Below are 17,421 nucleotides of genomic sequence, written 5' to 3' on the forward strand. Positions count from 1 at the left end.
TTTTCTTACAGGTAAAGTCGAAAAAAACCCGGCACGCCCGTCCTAGAGCAAGCGCTAGGGACAATCCACAGAAGCTGTGGATAAGTCAGTGGACAACCCCTCTGTGATCCTCGCAAAGCCTTGTGGAATGGGGCTCGCAGTCAAACTGACGATTTTTTCACCAACAAAAAAAGGCGATATTTTTCATTGACTTAAACTTTTGATACAGGCAGCGGCTGGAGTCAGGATTGATGTGACAGTGACGTTACGGTCTGTGCAACTAATGTGCACAAGTACCTGTGAGACGGTTATATGCGTGCGCTTTTTCGGGTCGTTTTATGCAGCGGAAGAAGCCAAGCGTCTTTGCGAGAAAGTCCGCGCTCCGACGGATGGTCACGCGCAGCCACGTCCCTTCAGGCTTTTTTTCATTGCGGGGTTTGCTTCGTCTCGATGGATCCGTTACTATCCGCGGCGTTAGTACCAAGCTGAAAGTCAATTCCGGTCGAACATCTCCCACGGTCAATCTTCCAACAGGAAGAAGTATCCGAAAAAAGCGGGACCGACCCCTCGATGGTTTCCAGGTAAATCTTGCGACGACGCTGCCTTTGAATGAAAGCAAAGGGCGTTGCGAAGAACACTTACTCTGACCGAACCAACCTGCAAATTGATCAGGATCTTCACCCCGGGCCCAGAACCTTTGCCCTCGCTGTGATGCCTGTCCTCCTAAGTACCTACCTGCCAGCCCAAGCGCGCTCATTTATCAGCGCTTCAAACTGGCTGCTTTGTTCCAGTCGGGTTCTTCGTTCGATCAATGGTGATCAACGTTACTGGAACGTTTTAACGTTGCACGGTTCTTATCCGTGTCATTTGTAGGAACACCTAATAACTATGTCTACTCAAATCCAGACTCAGGATGCCATTCGCACCCTAACCAACGCTTTTGCTCCAATGAACTGCCTGATCATGGCCGCTCGCAAAGGCTGCTTCAGCTTCACCGTGGTCAATGAACACGGCATCGCTCGTCACAGCGAGCGTTTGTACCCCGATCAATACTCCAGCGCCGAACCGCTGCAGGCCGTGATCGAGCGTACGCGTCAGGCACTGGTTGCCTGAAAGCCGACCAGGCTGCAAAAGCAAAGCCCTGCTGAAAAGCGGGGCTTTTTATTGCCTGATATTTCACTGTTAGCGCTGCTCTGCTAAGCATGTTCCGATCTAACGCTCGGGATGCGATGGCGGAAATATTTTAAAAACAGGCCTTTACACGCTGAATATGACACTACACTTCAACTCAAGCGGCGTGACCCGCTTGCGGCGAGCCTGAGTCGATCCACTGCTGCCAAAGCCCCCTTCAGGACTCGCCCTCCACAACAGGAAACGAGGGTGTTATGGGTATCGCTGCCAGCGAACTGTGCCGCTATGTGATCCGTCCCACATTGATCTATCTGGGACGCCACTGCGCAACCGCCGAATCCCTGCTGCTGGGCATCGCCGCCAGCCAGTCCGCCCTCGGGTCTGCCCTGCATGACCGCCGTGGCCACGGCCTCTACCGGATCGCCGAGCATCGACATCAGGCGCTATGGGACGATTATCTGGCGCTCGATCCGGAGCGCGCCAGCCTGGTGCGCGGCCTCGCCAGCCAGCACGCATTTCTCAGCGGCCCGCACCTGGAACTGACCGTCAACCTGCGTTACGCCACTGCCATTGCCTGGCTGCTGGTAGAAGAACAGAACCCCACCCTCCCCTCTCCGACCGACCTGCTCGGCATGGCGCGCATCTGGCGCCAGACCTTTCAACCGCAAGGTCGTCTGCGTGACTTCACCTATGCCTGGCAAACCTGTGTTTCACCGCTGAATCAGGTCGCTTGCTGACCGTGCGGTTCCACAAGTTCTCGCAACAGGCCGCCATTCTGGTCGGATTGTCCTACAAAACCGCTCTAACTCAAGGCATACGGGCTATAGCGCTGGGACGAAAATGTTGGTAATTTTCGCCCCGGTGATCACCAGGAGTTCTAATAATGAAAAAAGTCATGCTCAAAACCACCCTTAGCCTCGCCGTTACCCTTGCCTCCACGCAGATCTTCGCGGCAGGTTTTGCCCTCAACGAACAAAGCATCAGTGGGATGGGGACTGGTTTTGCCGGGCGATCTTCTTCTGCCGACGACGCAAGCACTGTTTATGGCAACCCGGCCGGCATGGCGCGCATCAAGCGCGAACAAGTCACCGGCGGCGTCGCCGTTGTCGATGCACACACCGATATCAGCAACGCCAGCTCCAGCCCGAACGGCGGCAGCAACAAAGGCGACATGGTGCCCTTCACCGCCGTACCTATGGGCTTCTATGTAAAACCGATCGATGACCATTGGGCCTTTGGTTTGGGTGTCTATGTGCCGTTCGGCCTGATCACAGATTACGAAAAAGGCTTCGCCGGCCGTTACTTCGGCAGCAAGTCCGAAGTACAGGTAATCACCTTCCAGCCAACCGTCAGCTACGCCTTCAACGACAAGGTATCGATCGGTTTCGGCCCGACGATCAACCGCATCGACGGCTCGCTGGAATCCAACCTCTCGATCACCCAGGCACTGCCGGACGGCAAGGTCAAGATCAAGGGGGACGACACCGCGCTGGGCTACAACGTCGGCTTGCTGGTCCAGGCCACCGACACCACCCGCCTGGGCCTGACCTATCACTCCAAGGTCGACTACAAACTCGAAGGCAACACCAAGGTCAACTACGGCGCACTGGCGCTCGTGGGCGTAGGCGCCAATCAGAAGTACGACGCTTCGCTGAAGATCACCACGCCGGAATCCGTAGACTTCTCGGTCACCCAGGCGATCAACGATCGCTGGAACGTCTACGCCGGTACCACCTGGACTCGCTGGAGCCAGCTGGACAAGATCACCGTGAAGAACTCCGGCGTGCAGCCTCTGCTGGCCGGTCAGTTCGGTTCGATCAACGAAGACCAGAACTGGCATGACTCCTGGGCCTACGCCGTGGGTACCTCGTACCAGTTGAACAAGGAATGGGTACTGCGTACCGGTCTGACCTTTGACCAGTCGCCGACTAACAACGAAGACCGCTCGCCACGCATCCCGACTGGCGACCGCACCATCTTCAGTATCGGTGCCGGCTGGAGCCCGACCGACGACCTGACCATCGACGTCGCGTACTCGTACCTGAAAGAAGAGTCGGTCAAGATCCGCAACGAAAACGCGCGTGGCCAGAGCTACGATGCCAAGTATGAAAACTCGGCAAACGGCTTCGGTGTCGGCGCGACTTACCGCTTCTGATGCACCGTGGCGAGGCGCAATCCTCGCCCACGAAAAAGCCCCGCTCTCTTTGCAGAGGCGGGGCTTTTTCATGTCTGGACATCGAACAAACCGGTGGGAGGTGACGAGTGCAAGGCTTCAGGGCTTTAGCGGTTTGGAGGCAATGGCCTTTTCGATCGCTGCAATAAATTCGGGATCATCCGGTTTGGTCAAACTGGAAAAACTCGCCACAACCTTGCCCTGCCGATCGACTACGTACTTATAGAAATTCCACTTCGGCGCATTGCTCTGCGCCGCCAGCACCTGGAACAGATGCGTGGCGTCATCACCGCGAACCTTCTGCGGTTCGGTCATGTTGAACGTCACGCCATAGTTGGCGTAGCAGACCTTGGCGGTTTCCGCGCTGTCCCTGGATTCTTGCTTGAAGTCGTTCGACGGCACGCCAAGCATCTCCAGCCCTTGCGCCTTGTAGCGCTTGTTGAGCGCTTCAAGTCCTTCGAACTGCGGAGCGAAACCGCAGAAGCTGGCAGTATTGACCACCACCAGCGGCTTGTCGGCGTACTGCTTGCACAGATCGATGGATTCCTTGGCGCGCAACTTCGGCAGCGAGCCTTGCAACAGGTCAGGACAATCGGCGGCCTGGGCCAGGCCAGTCAACGCCATCAGCAACGCGGGAACAGCACACCAGCGCATCAACATGTCGAACTTCCTTGGGCAGTCATCAGGGTTCGACGTTACTCGCCACGCTGCCATCTAGCAAATGCTCATGCCCAACTGCATCAGCGCCAGACCGCCGCGCTGCCAGCCCCACCACACCAGCGCCAACAGCGCCGCAGTCAGTGCGCTGACGACCAGGCGCGTGCAGATTCGGCTCATGCCGCGCTCGCAGCGGCTTGCAGGCGTGCCACCGGACGCTCGCGCACCGGCCAGTTAAGCGCCGCCGCCAACAGGCTCAAGAGAATCGCCACTTGCCAGATCAAGTCATAACTCCCGGTTCGGTCGTACACCACCCCGCCCAGCCAGCCGCCAAGAAACGAGCCGAGTTGATGGAACAGAAAGACGATGCCACCGAGCATGGACAAATTGCGCACGCCGAACAAGGTCGCCACCGTGCCGTTGGTCAACGGCACCGTCGACAGCCACAGAAAGCCCATGGCCATGCCGAACAGATAGGCCGATGTGGTCGTCACCGGCAGCCACAGGAACAGCACGATCACCACCGCGCGCAGCAGATACAGCGCAGTCAACAGACGCGGTTTGGACATGCGCCCACCGAGCCAGCCGGCGGTGTAGGTCCCGAAAATATTGAACAGTCCGATCAACGCCAACACCGTAGTGCCGACGCTCGCGGGCAGGTGCTGATCGACCAGATACGCCGGCAAGTGCACGCCGATGAACACCACCTGGAAGCCGCAGACGAAAAAGCCGAACGCCAGCAGCCAGAACCCTGAATGTGAGCAGGCTTCGCGCAGTGCTTCGCCAAGGGATTGCTCGTGGCCAAGTAGCGGCAATGGCTTGTCCTTGAGCATGCTCACCAGCGGCACGATCATCGCCACCAGCAAGCCCAGCACCAGCAGCGCAGCCGACCAGCCGAGCCAGCCAATCAACCCGAGGGTGCCCGGCAACATTGCAAACTGGCCGAACGAACCGGCGGCGCTGGCAATGCCCATGCCCATGCTGCGTTTGTCGGCCGGTACGGCGCGACCGACCACGCCGAGGATCACCGAGAACGAGGTGCCGGACAAACCGATACCGATCAACAGACCAGCGCTCAGTGACAGGGTCACCGGCGAATCGGACAAGCCCATGCACACCAGACCCAACGCGTAGAGCACACCGCCGACCAGCACCACTTTCGCCGCGCCGAAGCGGTCGGCCAGCGCGCCGGTGAACGGTTGCGCCAGGCCCCAGATCAGGTTCTGCAGGGCGATGGCGAAGGCAAACACCTCGCGCCCCCAGCCGAATTGCGCGCTCATCGGCGACAGGAACAGGCCAAACCCGTGGCGCACGCCCAACGACAACGCCAGGATCAGCGCACTCCCCAGCAACACCCAACCGCACGTACGCCACATTGTTGTCATTGTTATTCTCCAGTCGCGGGTATATACCCGCTTGAGCTCGAAGAAACGGCCGTCAGGCCAGCTCGTCGAGCAATTTGAGCAAGGTTTCGCGCTTCTCGGCACCGAGACGGTCGATCAGCCGCTGTTGCGCCGCTTCCCACGCTGGCAAGGCCGCTGCCAGGCGTTGCACACCGGTTTCGGTGAGGCGCACGATGCGGTTGCGCATGTCCTCGCCCTCCGCCAGCGTCACCAGACCCTCGCCCTCAAGCACACGCAAATTGCGCCCGAGGGTGCTGCGATCCAGGCCCATGGCTTCGGCCAGTTCGGAGATGCTCGGTTGCTCCAGTCGCTGCAGATTGCACAGCAGAGAATACTGGGCAACGTTGATCCCGAAGCCGTCGAGAGCGCCGTCGTAATGCCTGCTGACGCCACGCGCGGCGCGACGCAGGTTGGTGCACAAACACTGAGAAGGAAGCATGATGCGTGTATATACCCGCGAGTGTGTTAAATCAAGTTACAGATGTATTGGCCATAACATTTTTGCTGTTTGAAAAATCGCTATCGCGAGCAGGCTCACTCCTACAGGGGGTACGCATTTCAACTGTAGGAGTGAGCCTGCTCGCGAAGGGGCCGGCATCATCAACGCAAATCCTTCAGACCAACGCGAGGCCAACCAACACCGCCATCTCCAGCAATTCCAGCATCGCCCCCGCCGTATCGCCGGTGGTTCCGCCCAACCGCCGCATCATCACCCGCCGCAGCCAGACAAACACTCCCAGCGAAATCAGCACCGCACCAAACCCGGCGATCAACACGCAGCCCAGCGCACTCAGCCCCAACACCCACCCACCCGCTTTACGGGGCAGATGATCGGCCAGCGCTTGGCCCAACCCACCCTTACGCACATACGGCGTGGTCAGAAACAACCCCAGCAACGCTGCCCGCCCGAGCACCGGAACGATGATCAGCGCCATACCCTGCCCTTGTTCGATCAACGCCAACAGCGCAGCGAATTTCAGCAGCAGCACCAACACCAGCGTGACCACCGCAATCGGCCCGCTACGTGGATCTTTCATGATCGTCAGCGTACGCTCGCGATCGCCGAAGCCGCCGAGCCAGGCATCAGCGCTGTCGGCCAGGCCATCGAGATGCAGCGCGCCGCTGAGCAGCACCCACACGGTCAACAACAGCGCCGCATGCAGCAACACTGGTGTGCCGCCAAGCAGTAGATTCGAAGCGTAGAGGATCAACCCGAACAGCAATCCCACCAGCGGGTAAAACAGCAGCGAACGGCCGAGCTGTTGCGGCTCGGGCATGCCCGGCAAACGAATCGGCAGGCTGCTGAGAAACTGCAAGGCAATCCACAGCGCCAGCATCTTAGTGACCTTCCTTGAGCGCGCCGTCAGCCTCGACCGTCAGCGCAAACAGCGCGCCGTGACCGACTTCGACGTTGAGCAATTGTTCACGGGGCAAACCTCGCGCCTGGGCCAGCAACAAGCGCATCACGCCGCCGTGGCTGACCAGCAGAATCCGTTCACCGGCGTAGGCGGCATGCAGGCGCGCGACTGCCGCCAGCACCCGCGCAGAAAATTCGCTGACCGGCTCACCCTGCGGTGGCGTAAATGCATACGGATCCGCCCAGAACAGCCCCAACGCCTCGGCATCCGTCTCCATCAACGCCGCCGCGCTCTGCCCTTCCCATGCGCCGAAATGCAATTCCTGCAGATCCTTGTCCAAATGCACGGACAGGTTCAATTGCTCGCCGAGCTCGGCGGCGAAGCGCGCGCAACGCTGCAATGGCGAGCTGACAATGCGATTCCAAGGCCCGCCTTCGACCACCGCCGCACGCATCTGCACCCAGCCGTTTTCGGTCAGTGCGTCGTCGAGGCTGCCGCGCAAGCCACCACCCAGTTCCGTCTCGCCGTGGCGCAGCAGGTCGAGGCGCAGGCTCATGCCGGGCGATCCGCCACGGCCGCTTCGGCGAACGTCGCCATTTGCCCGTGCAGGTCACAGGCCAGACGCAACAATGGCACCGCCAACGCCGCGCCGCTGCCCTCGCCCAGGCGCAGGCCGAGTTCCAGCAATGGCTCGGCGCTCAGGGTTTCCAGCACATGGCGATGGCCCGGCTCGGCGCCGCGATGGCCGAACAACAGCCACTCGCGACACGCCGGATTCAAGCGCACCGCGACCAGCGCCGCGACCGTGCAGATAAAACCGTCGACCAGCACCGCGATGCCTTCCTGCGCGCAGGCCAGATAAGCGCCGACCAACGCGGCAATCTCGAAACCGCCGAGATTGAACAGCGTCTGCAAGGCATCGCCGCGCTGCGCGGCATGCAGCGCCAGCGCACGTTCGATAACTTTCGCCTTGTGGCTGACGCCAGCGGCATTCAGCCCGGTGCCGGGTCCGGTCAGGTGCGCCACCGGGCAGTCGAGCAAGGCGCAGGCCAGCGCACTCGCCGCCGAGGTGTTGCCGATGCCCATTTCGCCGCCGATGAATAAGCGCGCCCCGGCGGCTTTCGCGCGCAACACGCTGTCGCGACCGGCCTGCAAGGCCAGTTCGCCCTGAACCTGAGTCATTGCCGCGCCCGCCACGAAATTCGCCGTGCCCGGGCCAATGTTCACATGGCGCACGCCGGGCAGATTCAGCGTCGGATTCACTGTGCCCAGATCGATCACTTCCAGTTGCGCGCCGAGCTGACGCGCCAGCACGCTGATCGCCGCGCCACCGCTGACGAAATTCAGCAGCATCTGCCCGGTGACTTCCTGCGGATAAGCCGAAACGCCCTCCGCCACCACACCATGATCGCCAGCGAAAATCGCGATCCAGATCTGATCGAGCGTCGGCTTGAGCTGACCTTGCAGACCGGCCAGTTGCACCGCCACCGATTCAAGACGCCCGAGCGAACCGGCCGGTTTGGTCAATTGCTGCTGGCGCTCGGTCGCTTGCGCAACGATGTGGGCATTCACGGCTTGGCACGGGTTCAGCCACCAGGTCGGGCTCATAATGCAGGTCCTTTTAAAGTCAGGGGCAGGCCGGCGACGGTCAGCACTACTCGCTGACAGCGCTCGGCCAGAGCTTGATGCAGCCAACCGGCTTCATCGACGTAGCGGCGAGTCAATTCGCCCAGCGGCACGACACCCATTCCGGTCTCGTTGCTGACAAAAATGATTTCACCCGGCAGCGCGGCCAGGCAGTCAAGCAGGGCTTCACGCTCGGCGGCGAGACGCTCGGCGTCGTCGAGCATCAGCAGATTGGTCAGCCACAGGGTCAGGCAATCAACCAGCAGGCAGCGCTCGGCGTCGGCGGATTCGCGCAGCACGCGGGCCAGTTCCAGCGGTTCCTCGATCAACGCCCATTCGGCGGGTCGGCGCGCGCGGTGATGGGCGACGCGCTGGTTCATCTCGCCGTCGAGCGGCTGGCTGGTGGCGATGTAGGTCACGGCGAGATGGCTGTCGCTGGCGAGTTTTTCCGCCAGACGACTTTTGCCGGAGCGAGCGCCGCCGAGGATCAGTTGGAGCATGGGAACATCCTGAAAATTATGTATTGAGGCGACCGGCGCTATCGCGAGCAGGCTCACTCCTACAGGGGACCGCATTTCAAATGCAGGAGCGAGCCTGCTCGCGAAGAGGCCAGCCCGGACAACTCAAATCCCACAGAGCTGACGCAACAAATCGGTATCCAGATGATTCTCCACCAGATCCGCTAATCGTTCGATATCGCGCTCGCGCAAGCCGTGGTAATCGACCTCTTGCACATCACTCAACCCGGCCCAGCGCAACAACGCCGCGCTCGCCTCGGGGGATTCGAACAAGCCATGCAGATAGGTGCCGAACACCTGGCCATCGGCACTTTGCGCACCATCGCAACGACCGTCGCCCAAATGTACCGCCGGGTTCTCCAGCGCCGGCCCGGTGGTCACGCCAGCATGAATTTCATAACCGCTGACTTCAGCGTTTTCCAGCGCCAGCCGGCCATGCACATTGCGCAGTTGTTTCTCGGCTTCAAGCTGCGTTTCAAACGCCAGCAGACCCAGACCCGCGCTGGAGCCGGCAATACCTTCAAGGCCGAGCGGGTCGTGCACCTGCTCACCGAGCATCTGCAGACCGCCGCAAATCCCCAGCACCTTGCCGCCGTAGCGCAGATGCCGATTGATCGCTGCGTCCCAGCCGTTGGCGCGCAGATAAGCCAGATCACTGCGCACGCTTTTCGAGCCCGGCAGGATGATCAGATCGGCAGGTGGAATCGCCTGCCCCGGGCCGACGAATTGCAGATCGACCTGCGGATGCAGACGCAGCGGGTCGAAGTCGGTGTGATTGCTGATGCGCGGCAGCACCGGCACCACGACTTTCAAGACCTGCTCGGCCTTGTCGGTCTGGCGTTGGTCGATGCCGTCCTCGGCTTCAAGGTGCAGGTCCATCACGTAGGGCAGGACGCCGACCACCGGTTTACCGGTGCGCTGTTCGAGCCAGTCGAGGCCCGGTTGCAACAAGGCGATATCGCCGCGAAAGCGGTTGATGATGAAGCCTTTGACCCGCGCCTGTTCGCTTGGCGACAGCAACTCCAGCGTGCCGACCAGATGCGCAAACACGCCACCGCGATTGATGTCGGCGATCAGCAGCACCGGGCAATCCACCGCTTCGGCAAAGCCCATGTTGGCAATATCGCCGGCGCGCAGGTTGATCTCTGCTGGCGAACCGGCGCCTTCGACCATCACCAGCGGATACGTCGCGCTGAGCCGCGCGTGGGAAGCGAGCACCGCTTGCATCGCGATGGCTTTGTAATCGTGATAGGCAACGGCGTTCATCGTCGTCACGGCGCGGCCATGAATGATCACTTGTGCGCCGGTGTCGCTGTTGGGCTTGAGCAGTACCGGATTCATGTCAGTGTGCGGCTGAAGATGCGCCGCTTGCGCTTGCACCGCCTGCGCCCGGCCGATCTCGCCGCCGTCAGCCGTCACCGCGCTGTTGAGCGCCATGTTCTGCGGCTTGAACGGCACCACCGCCACGCCCTGGCGAGTGGCCCACCGACACAGCGCCGTCACCAGGGTGCTTTTACCGGCGTCGGAGGTGGTGCCTTGCACCATCAGAGTGGTCATGGTTTTTCCTTGGCGAAAGCTTGCAAAGCCTGTTCGAGGCGCAGTTCTTGCGCGGCATCGGCAGGCAGGCCGAAGCGCACACTGCTGTTGTGCGTGAAGAGCCGCAGGAGGATGCCGCGCCGGGCGAGGAATTCGTGCAGCGCTTCCGCCTGCTCGGTGATCAGCCACTGAAACAGCGCGCAGCCACCCTGCGGCGCGAAGCCACAACGGGTCAGCAACGCCGCCAAACGCTCGCTCGCTTGGTCACTGCGAATCCGCTGACGGGTGTGGCCCTCGGTGTCTTGCAGGCACGCCGTGCCGAGCACCCGCGTCGGCCCGCTCACCGCCCACGGCCCGACCTGTTCGGCGAGCAGTTTGAGCAACTTGCGCTCGGCCAGAACGAAACCGAGGCGCACCCCGGCCAGACCGAAAAACTTGCCGAACGAACGCAACACCACCAGCCCGACCTGATGCGCATAGGGCGCCAGGCTCAGTTGCGGGGTGTTGTCCATGAATGCTTCATCGACTACCAGCCAGCCGCCGCGTTGCGCCAGCCGCGCATGCCAGTCGAGCAGGCGCGCCGGGGTCAGGCTCAGGCCGGTCGGATTGTTCGGGTTGACCACCACCAGCACGTCGAGGCTGTCGAGAAAGAACTCGACTTCCTGCTCCAGCACTTCACGGACGATATAACCGCTGCGCCGCCACGCTTCGGCATGCTCGGCATAGCACGGCGACAACACGCCGACCTTGCCGGCCCGGCGCAGACGCGGCAGCAACTGGATGGCCATTTGCGAACCAGCGACCGGCAACACCTGCGCGGCGCCGTAGTAATCGCAGGCTGCCTGTTCCAGGCCGTCGTCGGTTTCCGGCAGGCGGGCCCAGGCGCGCAGCGGGATCTCCGGGATCGCAAATGGCCACGGCGCGAGGCCGCTGGACAAGTCGAGCCAGTCAGCCTCGGCAATTCCGTAATCGAGTGCAGCCTTGCGCAGCCGTCCACCGTGCTCAAGCATAAAATTCCGCCCCCAGGCAAAGCATCAGCAGCCATAACCATACGCCGCGCTGGACCAATTGCCAGCCACGGTCGATGGAGTCGGCGTCCGCCGGGGCGCCCTCGCCCAGTTGCGGGCGCTCGTGCAGTTCGCCGTGATAAATCGCCGGGCCACCCAGTTCGACGCCCAGCGCACCGGCACCTGCCGCCATCACCGGGCCGGCGTTGGGGCTATCCCACTGCGGCGCCTGGGTGCGCCAGCACTTGAGCGCGAGTCGGGTTTTGCCCAGTAGCGCGTAGGTCAATGCCACCAGACGCGCAGGAATGTAGTTCAACACGTCGTCGATTTTCGCCGCGGCCCAGCCGAAACGCTCGAAGCGTTCGTTGCGATAACCCCACATCGCATCGAGGGTATTGCTCAAGCGATACAGGACCACGCCCGGTGCGCCGGCGACGACAAACCAGAACAGCGCAGCGAACACCGCATCGCTGCCGTTCTCCAGTACCGACTCGGTGGCGGCGCGGGCCACGGCGTTGCTGTCGAGTTCATCGGTCTGGCGGCTGACCAGATAGCCGACGCGCTTGCGCGCCTCGTCCAGATCATCAGCGCGCAACGCCGCCGCGACCGGCGCGACATGCTCGCCGAGGCTGCGCATGCCCAGGGCGCAATACAGCGCGAGAATCTCGACAATCCAGCCCACATAGGGCGCCCAGGAAAATGCGGTGGCGAGCAGAGTCAGCGGCAGTACCGCGAGGACCCACGCGGTCACGCCGTGGCTGCGCCAGCCACGACCGCCGGCGTTGAAGCGTTGCTCTATGCGCCCGGCGAAATTGCCGAACGCCACCAGCGGATGCCAGCGTTTCGGTTCACCGAGCAGCGCATCCAGCGCTACCGCAGCGACACTCAGCAACGCCACACTCATTGACTCACTCCCCAATAATTTTCGTAAAGCAACTCTTTCAGCGGCCGCGCCTGCGCCCAGCCTTCGAGCACCAGCATCGGCGCTGGATAGAATTCCTTTACCGGCCCCAGACACAACACCGCCAGCGGCTTGGCACCGGCCGGCAACTTGAGTAAGTCCGCCAGGGCCTGCGGCTCGAACAGCGAGACCCAGCCCATGCCCAGGCCTTCGGCACGGGACGCCAGCCACAGATTCTGGATCGCGCAGGACAACGAGGCCATGTCCATTTCCGGCAACGTGCGCCGACCGAAGATGTGTTTTTCGCGATCGTCCATCAGTGCCGCGACCAGCACTTCGGCGCAATCGTTGATGCCTTCGACCTTGAGCTGCATGAACTCATCGCTGCGCTCGCCGAGGGCTTCGGCGGTGCGGATGCGTTCTGCTTCCACCAGATCGCGGATCTGCCCGCGCAGAGCGCGATCGCTGATACGGATGAAGCGCCAGGGCTGCATCAGGCCGACGCTTGGGGCTTGGTGGGCGGCTTCCAAGAGTCGACGCAGCAGATCCGGTTCAACGGTGCCGCCGGTGAAGTGGCGCATGTCGCGGCGTTCGGCGATGGCCTTGTAGACCGCAGCGCGTTCGGCTTCGGAGAATATGTTGTCGGTCATGGCCCTTTCGCGAGCAAGCTCGCTCCCACAGGGTTCAGGTGATCCATTGTAGGAGTGAGCCTGCTCGCGATAGCGGTTTCAAAGTTCAGCGCAAACAGCGCTGCGACAGCCACCGGATTCGACGGAAAATAAAAGTGCACATAAGACGCCGTCATCCGCCCCTCACGATAAACCGCCTCGGCCCCGCGCCCGCCATTCGGGCTAAGTCCACGGGCAATCGGCGTCAGCTCGGTTGTGGTCAGCGAATGATGATAGGTATGCCCACGCAAAGAACCTTCCGGCAATTCAACCGCCTGCAACGCCAGCGCCGCGAGACGCTTCTGCATCACCGCATCGCCCTTGAGCAAACCGACCAGTTCAGCGCGGGTGCCTTCCACGTCAGTCAGCGAATCAAGCAGATAAAGCATCCCGCCGCATTCGGCGAGCAACGGTTTGCCCGCCGCATGGTGCGCGCGGATGGCTGCAAGCATTGAGGTGTTTTGCGCCAGCGCGACGTGGTGCAACTCCGGATAACCGCCCGGCAGATACAGGCTGTCTGCGGCGGGCAATTGCGTGTCGCGGATCGGCGAGAAGAACTGCAGCTCGGCACCCATCGCCCGCAGCAGATCGAGGCTGGCACCGTAGGTGAAGGCAAAAGCTTCGTCGCGGGCGACGGCGATGCGCACACCCTTTAATAGAGGCTCGGCAGCGATAACGTCAGGCGCGGCGAATTCCACGGCCGGTGGCAGCGCGACTTCGCAACTGCTGGCCAGTGCATCGGCGGCCGCATCGAGGCGCAGATCCAGATCATTCAATTCGCTGGCCTGGACCAGGCCGAGGTGACGACTTGGCAATTCGATACCGGTCTCGCGGGACAACGCGCCGTACCAGCGCAGACCTTCGGTGAGGCTGCCTTCGAGCAATTGCGCGTGGCGCAAGGTGCCGACGCGGTTGGCCAGCACACCGGCAAAGGGCAAGTCCGGCTGATACTTCGCCAGGCCCAGCGCCAAAGCGCCGAAGGTCTGCGCCATGGCAGTGCCGTCGATCACGCCAAGCACCGGCACGCCGAAGTGCCGCGCCAGATCAGCACTGGACGGCGTGCCATCGAACAGGCCCATCACGCCCTCGATCAGAATCAGATCAGCTTCGGCGGCGGCTTCCCACAACAGCCGGCGACTTTCCTGCTCGCCGACCATCCACATGTCCAATTGATACACCGGGGCACCGCTGGCGCGCTCGAGAATCATCGGGTCGAGAAAGTCCGGGCCGCATTTGAACACGCGCACCTTGCGCCCCTGGTTGCGATGCAAACGGGCGAGCGCGGCGGTGACGGTGGTCTTGCCCTGACCGGAGGCCGGCGCGGCGATGAGCACCGCCGGGCAGTGACGTGGTTGCTTCAAAGTTCGACGCCTTTCTGCGCTTTGATCCCGGCCTGGAAAGCGTGCTTGAGCATGCCCATTTCGGTGACCGTGTCGCCCATCTCGATCATTTCCGGCTTGGCGCCGCGACCGGTGACGACCACGTGTTGCATCGGCGGGCGCGCCTGCAAATCGCTGAGCACCTGATCGAGGTCGAGGTAGCCGTGCTTGAGGGCGATGTTCAACTCGTCGAGCACCACCAGACCGATCGACGGATCACGCAACAATTCGCGGGAGACGTCCCAGGCCGCAGTCGCAGCGGCGATATCGCGCTGGCGATCCTGGGTTTCCCAAGTGAAGCCTTCACCCATGACGTGAAAACGCACCTGCTCGGGGAAGCGGCGGAAGAACAATTCCTCGCCGGTGCTGTTGCGGCCCTTGATGAACTGCACCACGCCGCACTGCATGCCGTGGCCCATGGCACGGGCGAGCATGCCGAACGCCGAACTGCTCTTGCCTTTGCCATTGCCGGTCAGCACCAGCACCAGGCCGCACTCGTCGGGCGAATTGGCGATGCGTTCGTCGATCACGGCTTTCTTGCGCTGCATGCGCGCCAGATGGCGCTCGTCGCGCTCGGGGGAATCAGTCATGGGGGAGCTCTCCGTTGAGGCTGGATAACGGCGGGCAGGCACAAGAATAGACGGCAAAAAGCCTGGCATCGCCCACCGTGATGCCGCTGAGATGGATCAGGCCGGTCTCCGGGCTCATGAGTGGCATTTGCCGGACTGCGCGCCTTCCCGCTTCTGTCGAGGCAGTGGCTCAAGGCGCAGTTTTCACTCATTTACCGTTGCGGGGGCAGCGCCGGGATCGTCGTGGCTTCGCTTGAAGACCACCCTCACCGGCTTCCCTGTTTCACTCTGTCGACACTGGGCCACAGAGCACCTGAAACAAGCGGCGAAGGTTAGAGGGTTGGGGGTGGAGCGTCAATTGAAGAGGCGCTTTGCGCGCGAATAACTGCCGCTGATCCATTGTGCAGAGGCAATCTTGTGCCAGACTGTGACAAGTGATATCAAAGAGCCATGCTTTTCTCGACAATCTCACCACAACAATAAGGATGACGACGATGCAAGGCATGATCATCAGCAACCCGCGCCTGGAATTTCTGCGCCCGGTGCTGGAACGCTGGCTTGACTGTATCGATCGCTACAACAGCGTGCGCGGCGACAATGACGCGCCGTACTGGCACGACGAAAAAGCCAACCTCGGCTTGCTTTCAGCGGCGGCGTGGATGGCTGAAATGGTCACGCTAAACGACACGGCCACGCGTAAACAGAGCGAAGAAGGCGAGCGCAATGCCCGCGCCGATCTGCTGATTGCCGGCAGCGAAGACCGCGCGTACATTCAGGCCACGCAACGCTGGCCACGGGTCAACAACCTCAACCTGACCCAGGCGCTGCTCGACATCACCGTGGATGCCAGGCGCATCAGCTACGCCAGCGACCTGAAGCTCGGCTGCCTCTTCGTCGCCCCGCAAAAAGCCCAGCACAGCGCCGGCCCCGAAGAGCTGCAGGACATGGTCGACGACTTGCAAAAAGAGCACACCTGCGCCGTAGCCTGGTATTTCCCTTACGCCTATCGCAAATTGCACAGCGAAGCGGGCAACTATCATCCAGGCATCGCCGTGCTGTTCAAGGAAGCCCGCGGCTGAGCAGTTGAACCATCGGGCCTGCGCCCTCCTCTATGATTAGGAATGCATTCATAGGGAAGATCAGCAATGCGCAAGGCCCAACTCGCTCTTATCATCGCCGTCGCCGGCGGGCTCGCCGCCTGCGGTGAAACCTCCAGCCTGCAAGTCTCCGATGGCACCGGCCCGTCACCGAAACTGCCCGAACCGAACAAGACGCTGATCCCGACAGTGAACATCGCCCCGGCGGTGGGCTGGCCGGAAGGTGCGAAACCGACCGCAGCGGCCGGCACTCAGGTCGCCGCGTTTGCCGAAGGCCTCGATCACCCGCGCTGGCTGTATGTGCTGCCCAACGGCGATGTGCTGGTGGCGGAAACCAACGCGCCACCCAAACCCGATGACAGCAAAGGCATTCGCGGCTGGGTCATGAAGAAAGTCATGGGCAAGGCCGGCGCTGGCGTGCCGAGCCCGAACCGCATCACCCTGCTGCGTGATGCCGACCACGACGGCGTCGCAGAAACCCGCACGGTGTTTCTGCAAAACCTCAACTCGCCGTTTGGCATGACGCTGGTCGGCAACGACCTGTATGTGGCCGACACCGATCGCCTGCTGCGCTTCAACTACGAGCCGGGCGCCACCGAGATCAAAACCCAACCGATCAAAGTCGTCGACCTGCCGGGTGGCACGCTGAATCACCACTGGACCAAAAACGTTATTGCGAGCAAGGACGGCAACAAGTTGTACGTCACGGTCGGCTCAAACAGTAACGTCGGCGAAAACGGTCTGGATCAGGAAGAAGGCCGCGCGGCGATCTGGGAAGTCGATCGCGCAACCGGCAATCACCGGATCTTCGCCTCGGGCATCCGCAACCCCAACGGCCTCGCTTGGGAGCCCACCAGCGGCGCGCTGTGGACGGCGGTCAACGAGCGTGACGAAATCGGCAGCGACCTGGTGCCGGACTACATCACCTCGGTCAAGGACGGCGGTTTCTATGGCTGGCCGTTCAGCTATTACGGCCAGCACGTCGATGTGCGGGTCAAACCGCAGAACCTCGATCTGGTGGCCAAGGCCATCGCCCCGGATTACGCCGTCGGCCCGCACACCGCTTCGCTGGGCCTGACCTTCGCCGAAGGCAACAGCCTGCCGGCGCAATTCAAGGAAGGCGCGTTCATTGGCCAGCATGGCTCGTGGAACCGCAAACCGCACAGCGGCTACAAAGTGATTTTCGTGCCGTTCACTGGCGGCAAGCCGACCGGTCAACCGGTGGATGTGCTGACCGGTTTCCTCGACAAGGACGAGAACGCGCTCGGCCGCCCGGTGGGCGTGGTGATCGATCAGCAAGGTGGTTTGCTGGTGGCGGATGATGTGGGCAACAAGGTGTGGCGCGTTTCGGCCAGTAAATAAGCTGACGCCTGACACGAAACAACTGTAGGAGTGAGCCTGCTCGCGATAGCGGTGTAT

The 17,421-nt window shown here is 61.8% G+C and carries 19 protein-coding genes and 1 riboswitch; of the genes, 5 read left to right on the forward strand and 14 right to left on the reverse strand.

The genetic code is table 11. From position 1 onward, the window contains the following. Window positions 1-867: 867 nt before the first annotated feature. From DCO47_RS09820 to DCO47_RS09830, 3 genes are all read left to right on the forward strand, one after another. Window positions 868-1,092 (forward strand): hypothetical protein, encoded by a 225-nt coding sequence (locus DCO47_RS09820; protein ID WP_016773719.1) that lies wholly within the window; start codon window positions 868-870, stop codon window positions 1,090-1,092. A gap of 272 nt (window positions 1,093-1,364) precedes the next feature. Then, the gene (locus DCO47_RS09825) at window positions 1,365-1,847 is read left to right on the forward strand and encodes a hypothetical protein (protein ID WP_116658007.1); all 483 of its coding nucleotides are present in this window, start codon (window positions 1,365-1,367) and stop codon (window positions 1,845-1,847) included. A gap of 146 nt (window positions 1,848-1,993) precedes the next feature. Then, a complete protein-coding gene (locus tag DCO47_RS09830; protein ID WP_042607617.1) occupies window positions 1,994-3,265 on the forward strand; it encodes an OmpP1/FadL family transporter in 1,272 nt (423 codons plus the stop codon). 117 nt (window positions 3,266-3,382) lie between these two features. On the opposite strand, the gene DCO47_RS09835 is transcribed toward DCO47_RS09830, so the two are convergent. The 14 genes from DCO47_RS09835 to cobO all read right to left on the reverse strand — a co-directional run bounded on the left by DCO47_RS09835 (window position 3,383) and on the right by cobO (window position 14,926). After that, a complete protein-coding gene (locus tag DCO47_RS09835; RefSeq protein WP_064365416.1) occupies window positions 3,383-3,943 on the reverse strand; it encodes a glutathione peroxidase in 561 nt (186 codons plus the stop codon). A 54-nt stretch (window positions 3,944-3,997) separates the two neighbouring features. Beyond that, window positions 3,998-4,120, reverse strand: coding sequence for a hypothetical protein (locus DCO47_RS27275; protein WP_256590115.1), 123 nt, complete (start codon window positions 4,118-4,120; stop codon window positions 3,998-4,000). Next, window positions 4,117-5,325 (reverse strand): MFS transporter, encoded by a 1,209-nt coding sequence (locus tag DCO47_RS09840; RefSeq protein ID WP_116658008.1) that lies wholly within the window; start codon window positions 5,323-5,325, stop codon window positions 4,117-4,119. The genes DCO47_RS27275 and DCO47_RS09840 overlap by 4 nt, the downstream gene beginning before the upstream one ends. 52 nt (window positions 5,326-5,377) lie before the next feature. Further along, window positions 5,378-5,782 carry a MarR family winged helix-turn-helix transcriptional regulator gene (locus tag DCO47_RS09845; RefSeq protein ID WP_064365418.1) on the reverse strand — a complete coding sequence of 135 codons (405 nt, stop codon included), beginning with the start codon at window positions 5,780-5,782 and terminating at the stop codon, window positions 5,378-5,380. Between the two features lie 175 nt (window positions 5,783-5,957). Next, complete coding sequence (locus tag DCO47_RS09850; RefSeq protein WP_042607613.1) at window positions 5,958-6,680, reverse strand: adenosylcobinamide-GDP ribazoletransferase; 723 nt, start codon at window positions 6,678-6,680, stop codon at window positions 5,958-5,960. Between the two features lies 1 nt (window position 6,681). After that, window positions 6,682-7,257 carry an alpha-ribazole phosphatase family protein gene (gene cobC / locus DCO47_RS09855; RefSeq protein WP_116658009.1) on the reverse strand — a complete coding sequence of 192 codons (576 nt, stop codon included), beginning with the start codon at window positions 7,255-7,257 and terminating at the stop codon, window positions 6,682-6,684. Beyond that, window positions 7,254-8,309: a nicotinate-nucleotide--dimethylbenzimidazole phosphoribosyltransferase gene (gene cobT, locus DCO47_RS09860; RefSeq protein WP_116658010.1), complete on the reverse strand. Its 1,056-nt coding sequence runs from the start codon at window positions 8,307-8,309 to the stop codon at window positions 7,254-7,256. Before cobT ends, cobC begins: the two co-directional genes overlap by 4 nt. Next, the gene (cobU, locus tag DCO47_RS09865) at window positions 8,306-8,827 is read right to left on the reverse strand and encodes a bifunctional adenosylcobinamide kinase/adenosylcobinamide-phosphate guanylyltransferase (RefSeq protein ID WP_083353276.1); all 522 of its coding nucleotides are present in this window, start codon (window positions 8,825-8,827) and stop codon (window positions 8,306-8,308) included. The genes cobT and cobU overlap by 4 nt, the downstream gene beginning before the upstream one ends. Window positions 8,828-8,950: 123 nt before the next feature. Beyond that, complete coding sequence (locus DCO47_RS09870) at window positions 8,951-10,402, reverse strand: cobyric acid synthase (RefSeq protein WP_116658011.1); 1,452 nt, start codon at window positions 10,400-10,402, stop codon at window positions 8,951-8,953. Beyond that, window positions 10,399-11,391, reverse strand: a complete 993-nt coding sequence (gene cobD, locus DCO47_RS09875) for a threonine-phosphate decarboxylase CobD (RefSeq protein WP_042607608.1) — start codon at window positions 11,389-11,391, stop codon at window positions 10,399-10,401. Before cobD ends, DCO47_RS09870 begins: the two co-directional genes overlap by 4 nt. Then, a complete protein-coding gene (cbiB, locus tag DCO47_RS09880; RefSeq protein ID WP_116658012.1) occupies window positions 11,384-12,292 on the reverse strand; it encodes an adenosylcobinamide-phosphate synthase CbiB in 909 nt (302 codons plus the stop codon). Before cbiB ends, cobD begins: the two co-directional genes overlap by 8 nt. Then, window positions 12,289-12,939, reverse strand: coding sequence for a 5,6-dimethylbenzimidazole synthase (gene bluB, locus DCO47_RS09885; protein ID WP_116658013.1), 651 nt, complete (start codon window positions 12,937-12,939; stop codon window positions 12,289-12,291). The genes cbiB and bluB overlap by 4 nt, the downstream gene beginning before the upstream one ends. Further along, on the reverse strand, window positions 12,936-14,318 hold the full coding sequence (locus tag DCO47_RS09890) for a cobyrinate a,c-diamide synthase (protein ID WP_116658014.1): 1,383 nt from the start codon (window positions 14,316-14,318) through the stop codon (window positions 12,936-12,938). The genes bluB and DCO47_RS09890 overlap by 4 nt, the downstream gene beginning before the upstream one ends. Then, entirely contained in the window at window positions 14,315-14,926 is a 612-nt protein-coding gene (gene cobO, locus DCO47_RS09895) for a cob(I)yrinic acid a,c-diamide adenosyltransferase (protein ID WP_042607605.1), read from the reverse strand. Before cobO ends, DCO47_RS09890 begins: the two co-directional genes overlap by 4 nt. 81 nt (window positions 14,927-15,007) lie before the next feature. Next, window positions 15,008-15,237, reverse strand: a riboswitch (cobalamin riboswitch). Window positions 15,238-15,399: 162 nt separating this feature from the next. On the opposite strand from cobO, the gene DCO47_RS09900 reads away from it, so the two are divergent. Together DCO47_RS09900 and DCO47_RS09905 are read left to right on the forward strand one after the other, a co-directional pair. Further along, entirely contained in the window at window positions 15,400-15,984 is a 585-nt protein-coding gene (locus DCO47_RS09900) for a hypothetical protein (protein WP_116658015.1), read from the forward strand. A gap of 66 nt (window positions 15,985-16,050) precedes the next feature. Next, window positions 16,051-17,364 carry a sorbosone dehydrogenase family protein gene (locus DCO47_RS09905; protein ID WP_064365428.1) on the forward strand — a complete coding sequence of 438 codons (1,314 nt, stop codon included), beginning with the start codon at window positions 16,051-16,053 and terminating at the stop codon, window positions 17,362-17,364. The last annotated feature ends 57 nt before the right edge of the window (window positions 17,365-17,421 follow it).

It is taken from the genome of Pseudomonas sp. NDM (assembly GCF_003105095.1).
Lineage (GTDB): Bacteria > Pseudomonadota > Gammaproteobacteria > Pseudomonadales > Pseudomonadaceae > Aquipseudomonas > Aquipseudomonas moraviensis_A.

Excerpts from the sequence above, each read along its gene's own strand:
- DCO47_RS09820 (WP_016773719.1), top strand. The coding sequence starts at position 868 with ATGTCTACTCAAATCCAGACTCAGGATGCCATTCGCACCCTAACCAAC.
- DCO47_RS09825 (WP_116658007.1), top strand. The coding sequence starts at position 1,365 with ATGGGTATCGCTGCCAGCGAACTGTGCCGCTATGTGATCCGTCCCACA.
- DCO47_RS09830 (WP_042607617.1), top strand. The coding sequence starts at position 1,994 with ATGAAAAAAGTCATGCTCAAAACCACCCTTAGCCTCGCCGTTACCCTT.
- DCO47_RS09835 (WP_064365416.1), bottom strand. The coding sequence starts at position 3,943 with ATGTTGATGCGCTGGTGTGCTGTTCCCGCGTTGCTGATGGCGTTGACT.
- DCO47_RS27275 (WP_256590115.1), bottom strand. The coding sequence starts at position 4,120 with ATGAGCCGAATCTGCACGCGCCTGGTCGTCAGCGCACTGACTGCGGCG.
- DCO47_RS09840 (WP_116658008.1), bottom strand. The coding sequence starts at position 5,325 with ATGACAACAATGTGGCGTACGTGCGGTTGGGTGTTGCTGGGGAGTGCG.
- DCO47_RS09845 (WP_064365418.1), bottom strand. The coding sequence starts at position 5,782 with ATGCTTCCTTCTCAGTGTTTGTGCACCAACCTGCGTCGCGCCGCGCGT.
- DCO47_RS09850 (WP_042607613.1), bottom strand. The coding sequence starts at position 6,680 with ATGCTGGCGCTGTGGATTGCCTTGCAGTTTCTCAGCAGCCTGCCGATT.
- cobC (WP_116658009.1), bottom strand. The coding sequence starts at position 7,257 with ATGAGCCTGCGCCTCGACCTGCTGCGCCACGGCGAGACGGAACTGGGT.
- cobT (WP_116658010.1), bottom strand. The coding sequence starts at position 8,309 with ATGAGCCCGACCTGGTGGCTGAACCCGTGCCAAGCCGTGAATGCCCAC.
- cobU (WP_083353276.1), bottom strand. The coding sequence starts at position 8,827 with ATGCTCCAACTGATCCTCGGCGGCGCTCGCTCCGGCAAAAGTCGTCTG.
- DCO47_RS09870 (WP_116658011.1), bottom strand. The coding sequence starts at position 10,402 with ATGACCACTCTGATGGTGCAAGGCACCACCTCCGACGCCGGTAAAAGC.
- cobD (WP_042607608.1), bottom strand. The coding sequence starts at position 11,391 with ATGCTTGAGCACGGTGGACGGCTGCGCAAGGCTGCACTCGATTACGGA.
- cbiB (WP_116658012.1), bottom strand. The coding sequence starts at position 12,292 with ATGAGTGTGGCGTTGCTGAGTGTCGCTGCGGTAGCGCTGGATGCGCTG.
- bluB (WP_116658013.1), bottom strand. The coding sequence starts at position 12,939 with ATGACCGACAACATATTCTCCGAAGCCGAACGCGCTGCGGTCTACAAG.
- cobO (WP_042607605.1), bottom strand. The coding sequence starts at position 14,926 with ATGACTGATTCCCCCGAGCGCGACGAGCGCCATCTGGCGCGCATGCAG.
- DCO47_RS09900 (WP_116658015.1), top strand. The coding sequence starts at position 15,400 with ATGCAAGGCATGATCATCAGCAACCCGCGCCTGGAATTTCTGCGCCCG.
- DCO47_RS09905 (WP_064365428.1), top strand. The coding sequence starts at position 16,051 with ATGCGCAAGGCCCAACTCGCTCTTATCATCGCCGTCGCCGGCGGGCTC.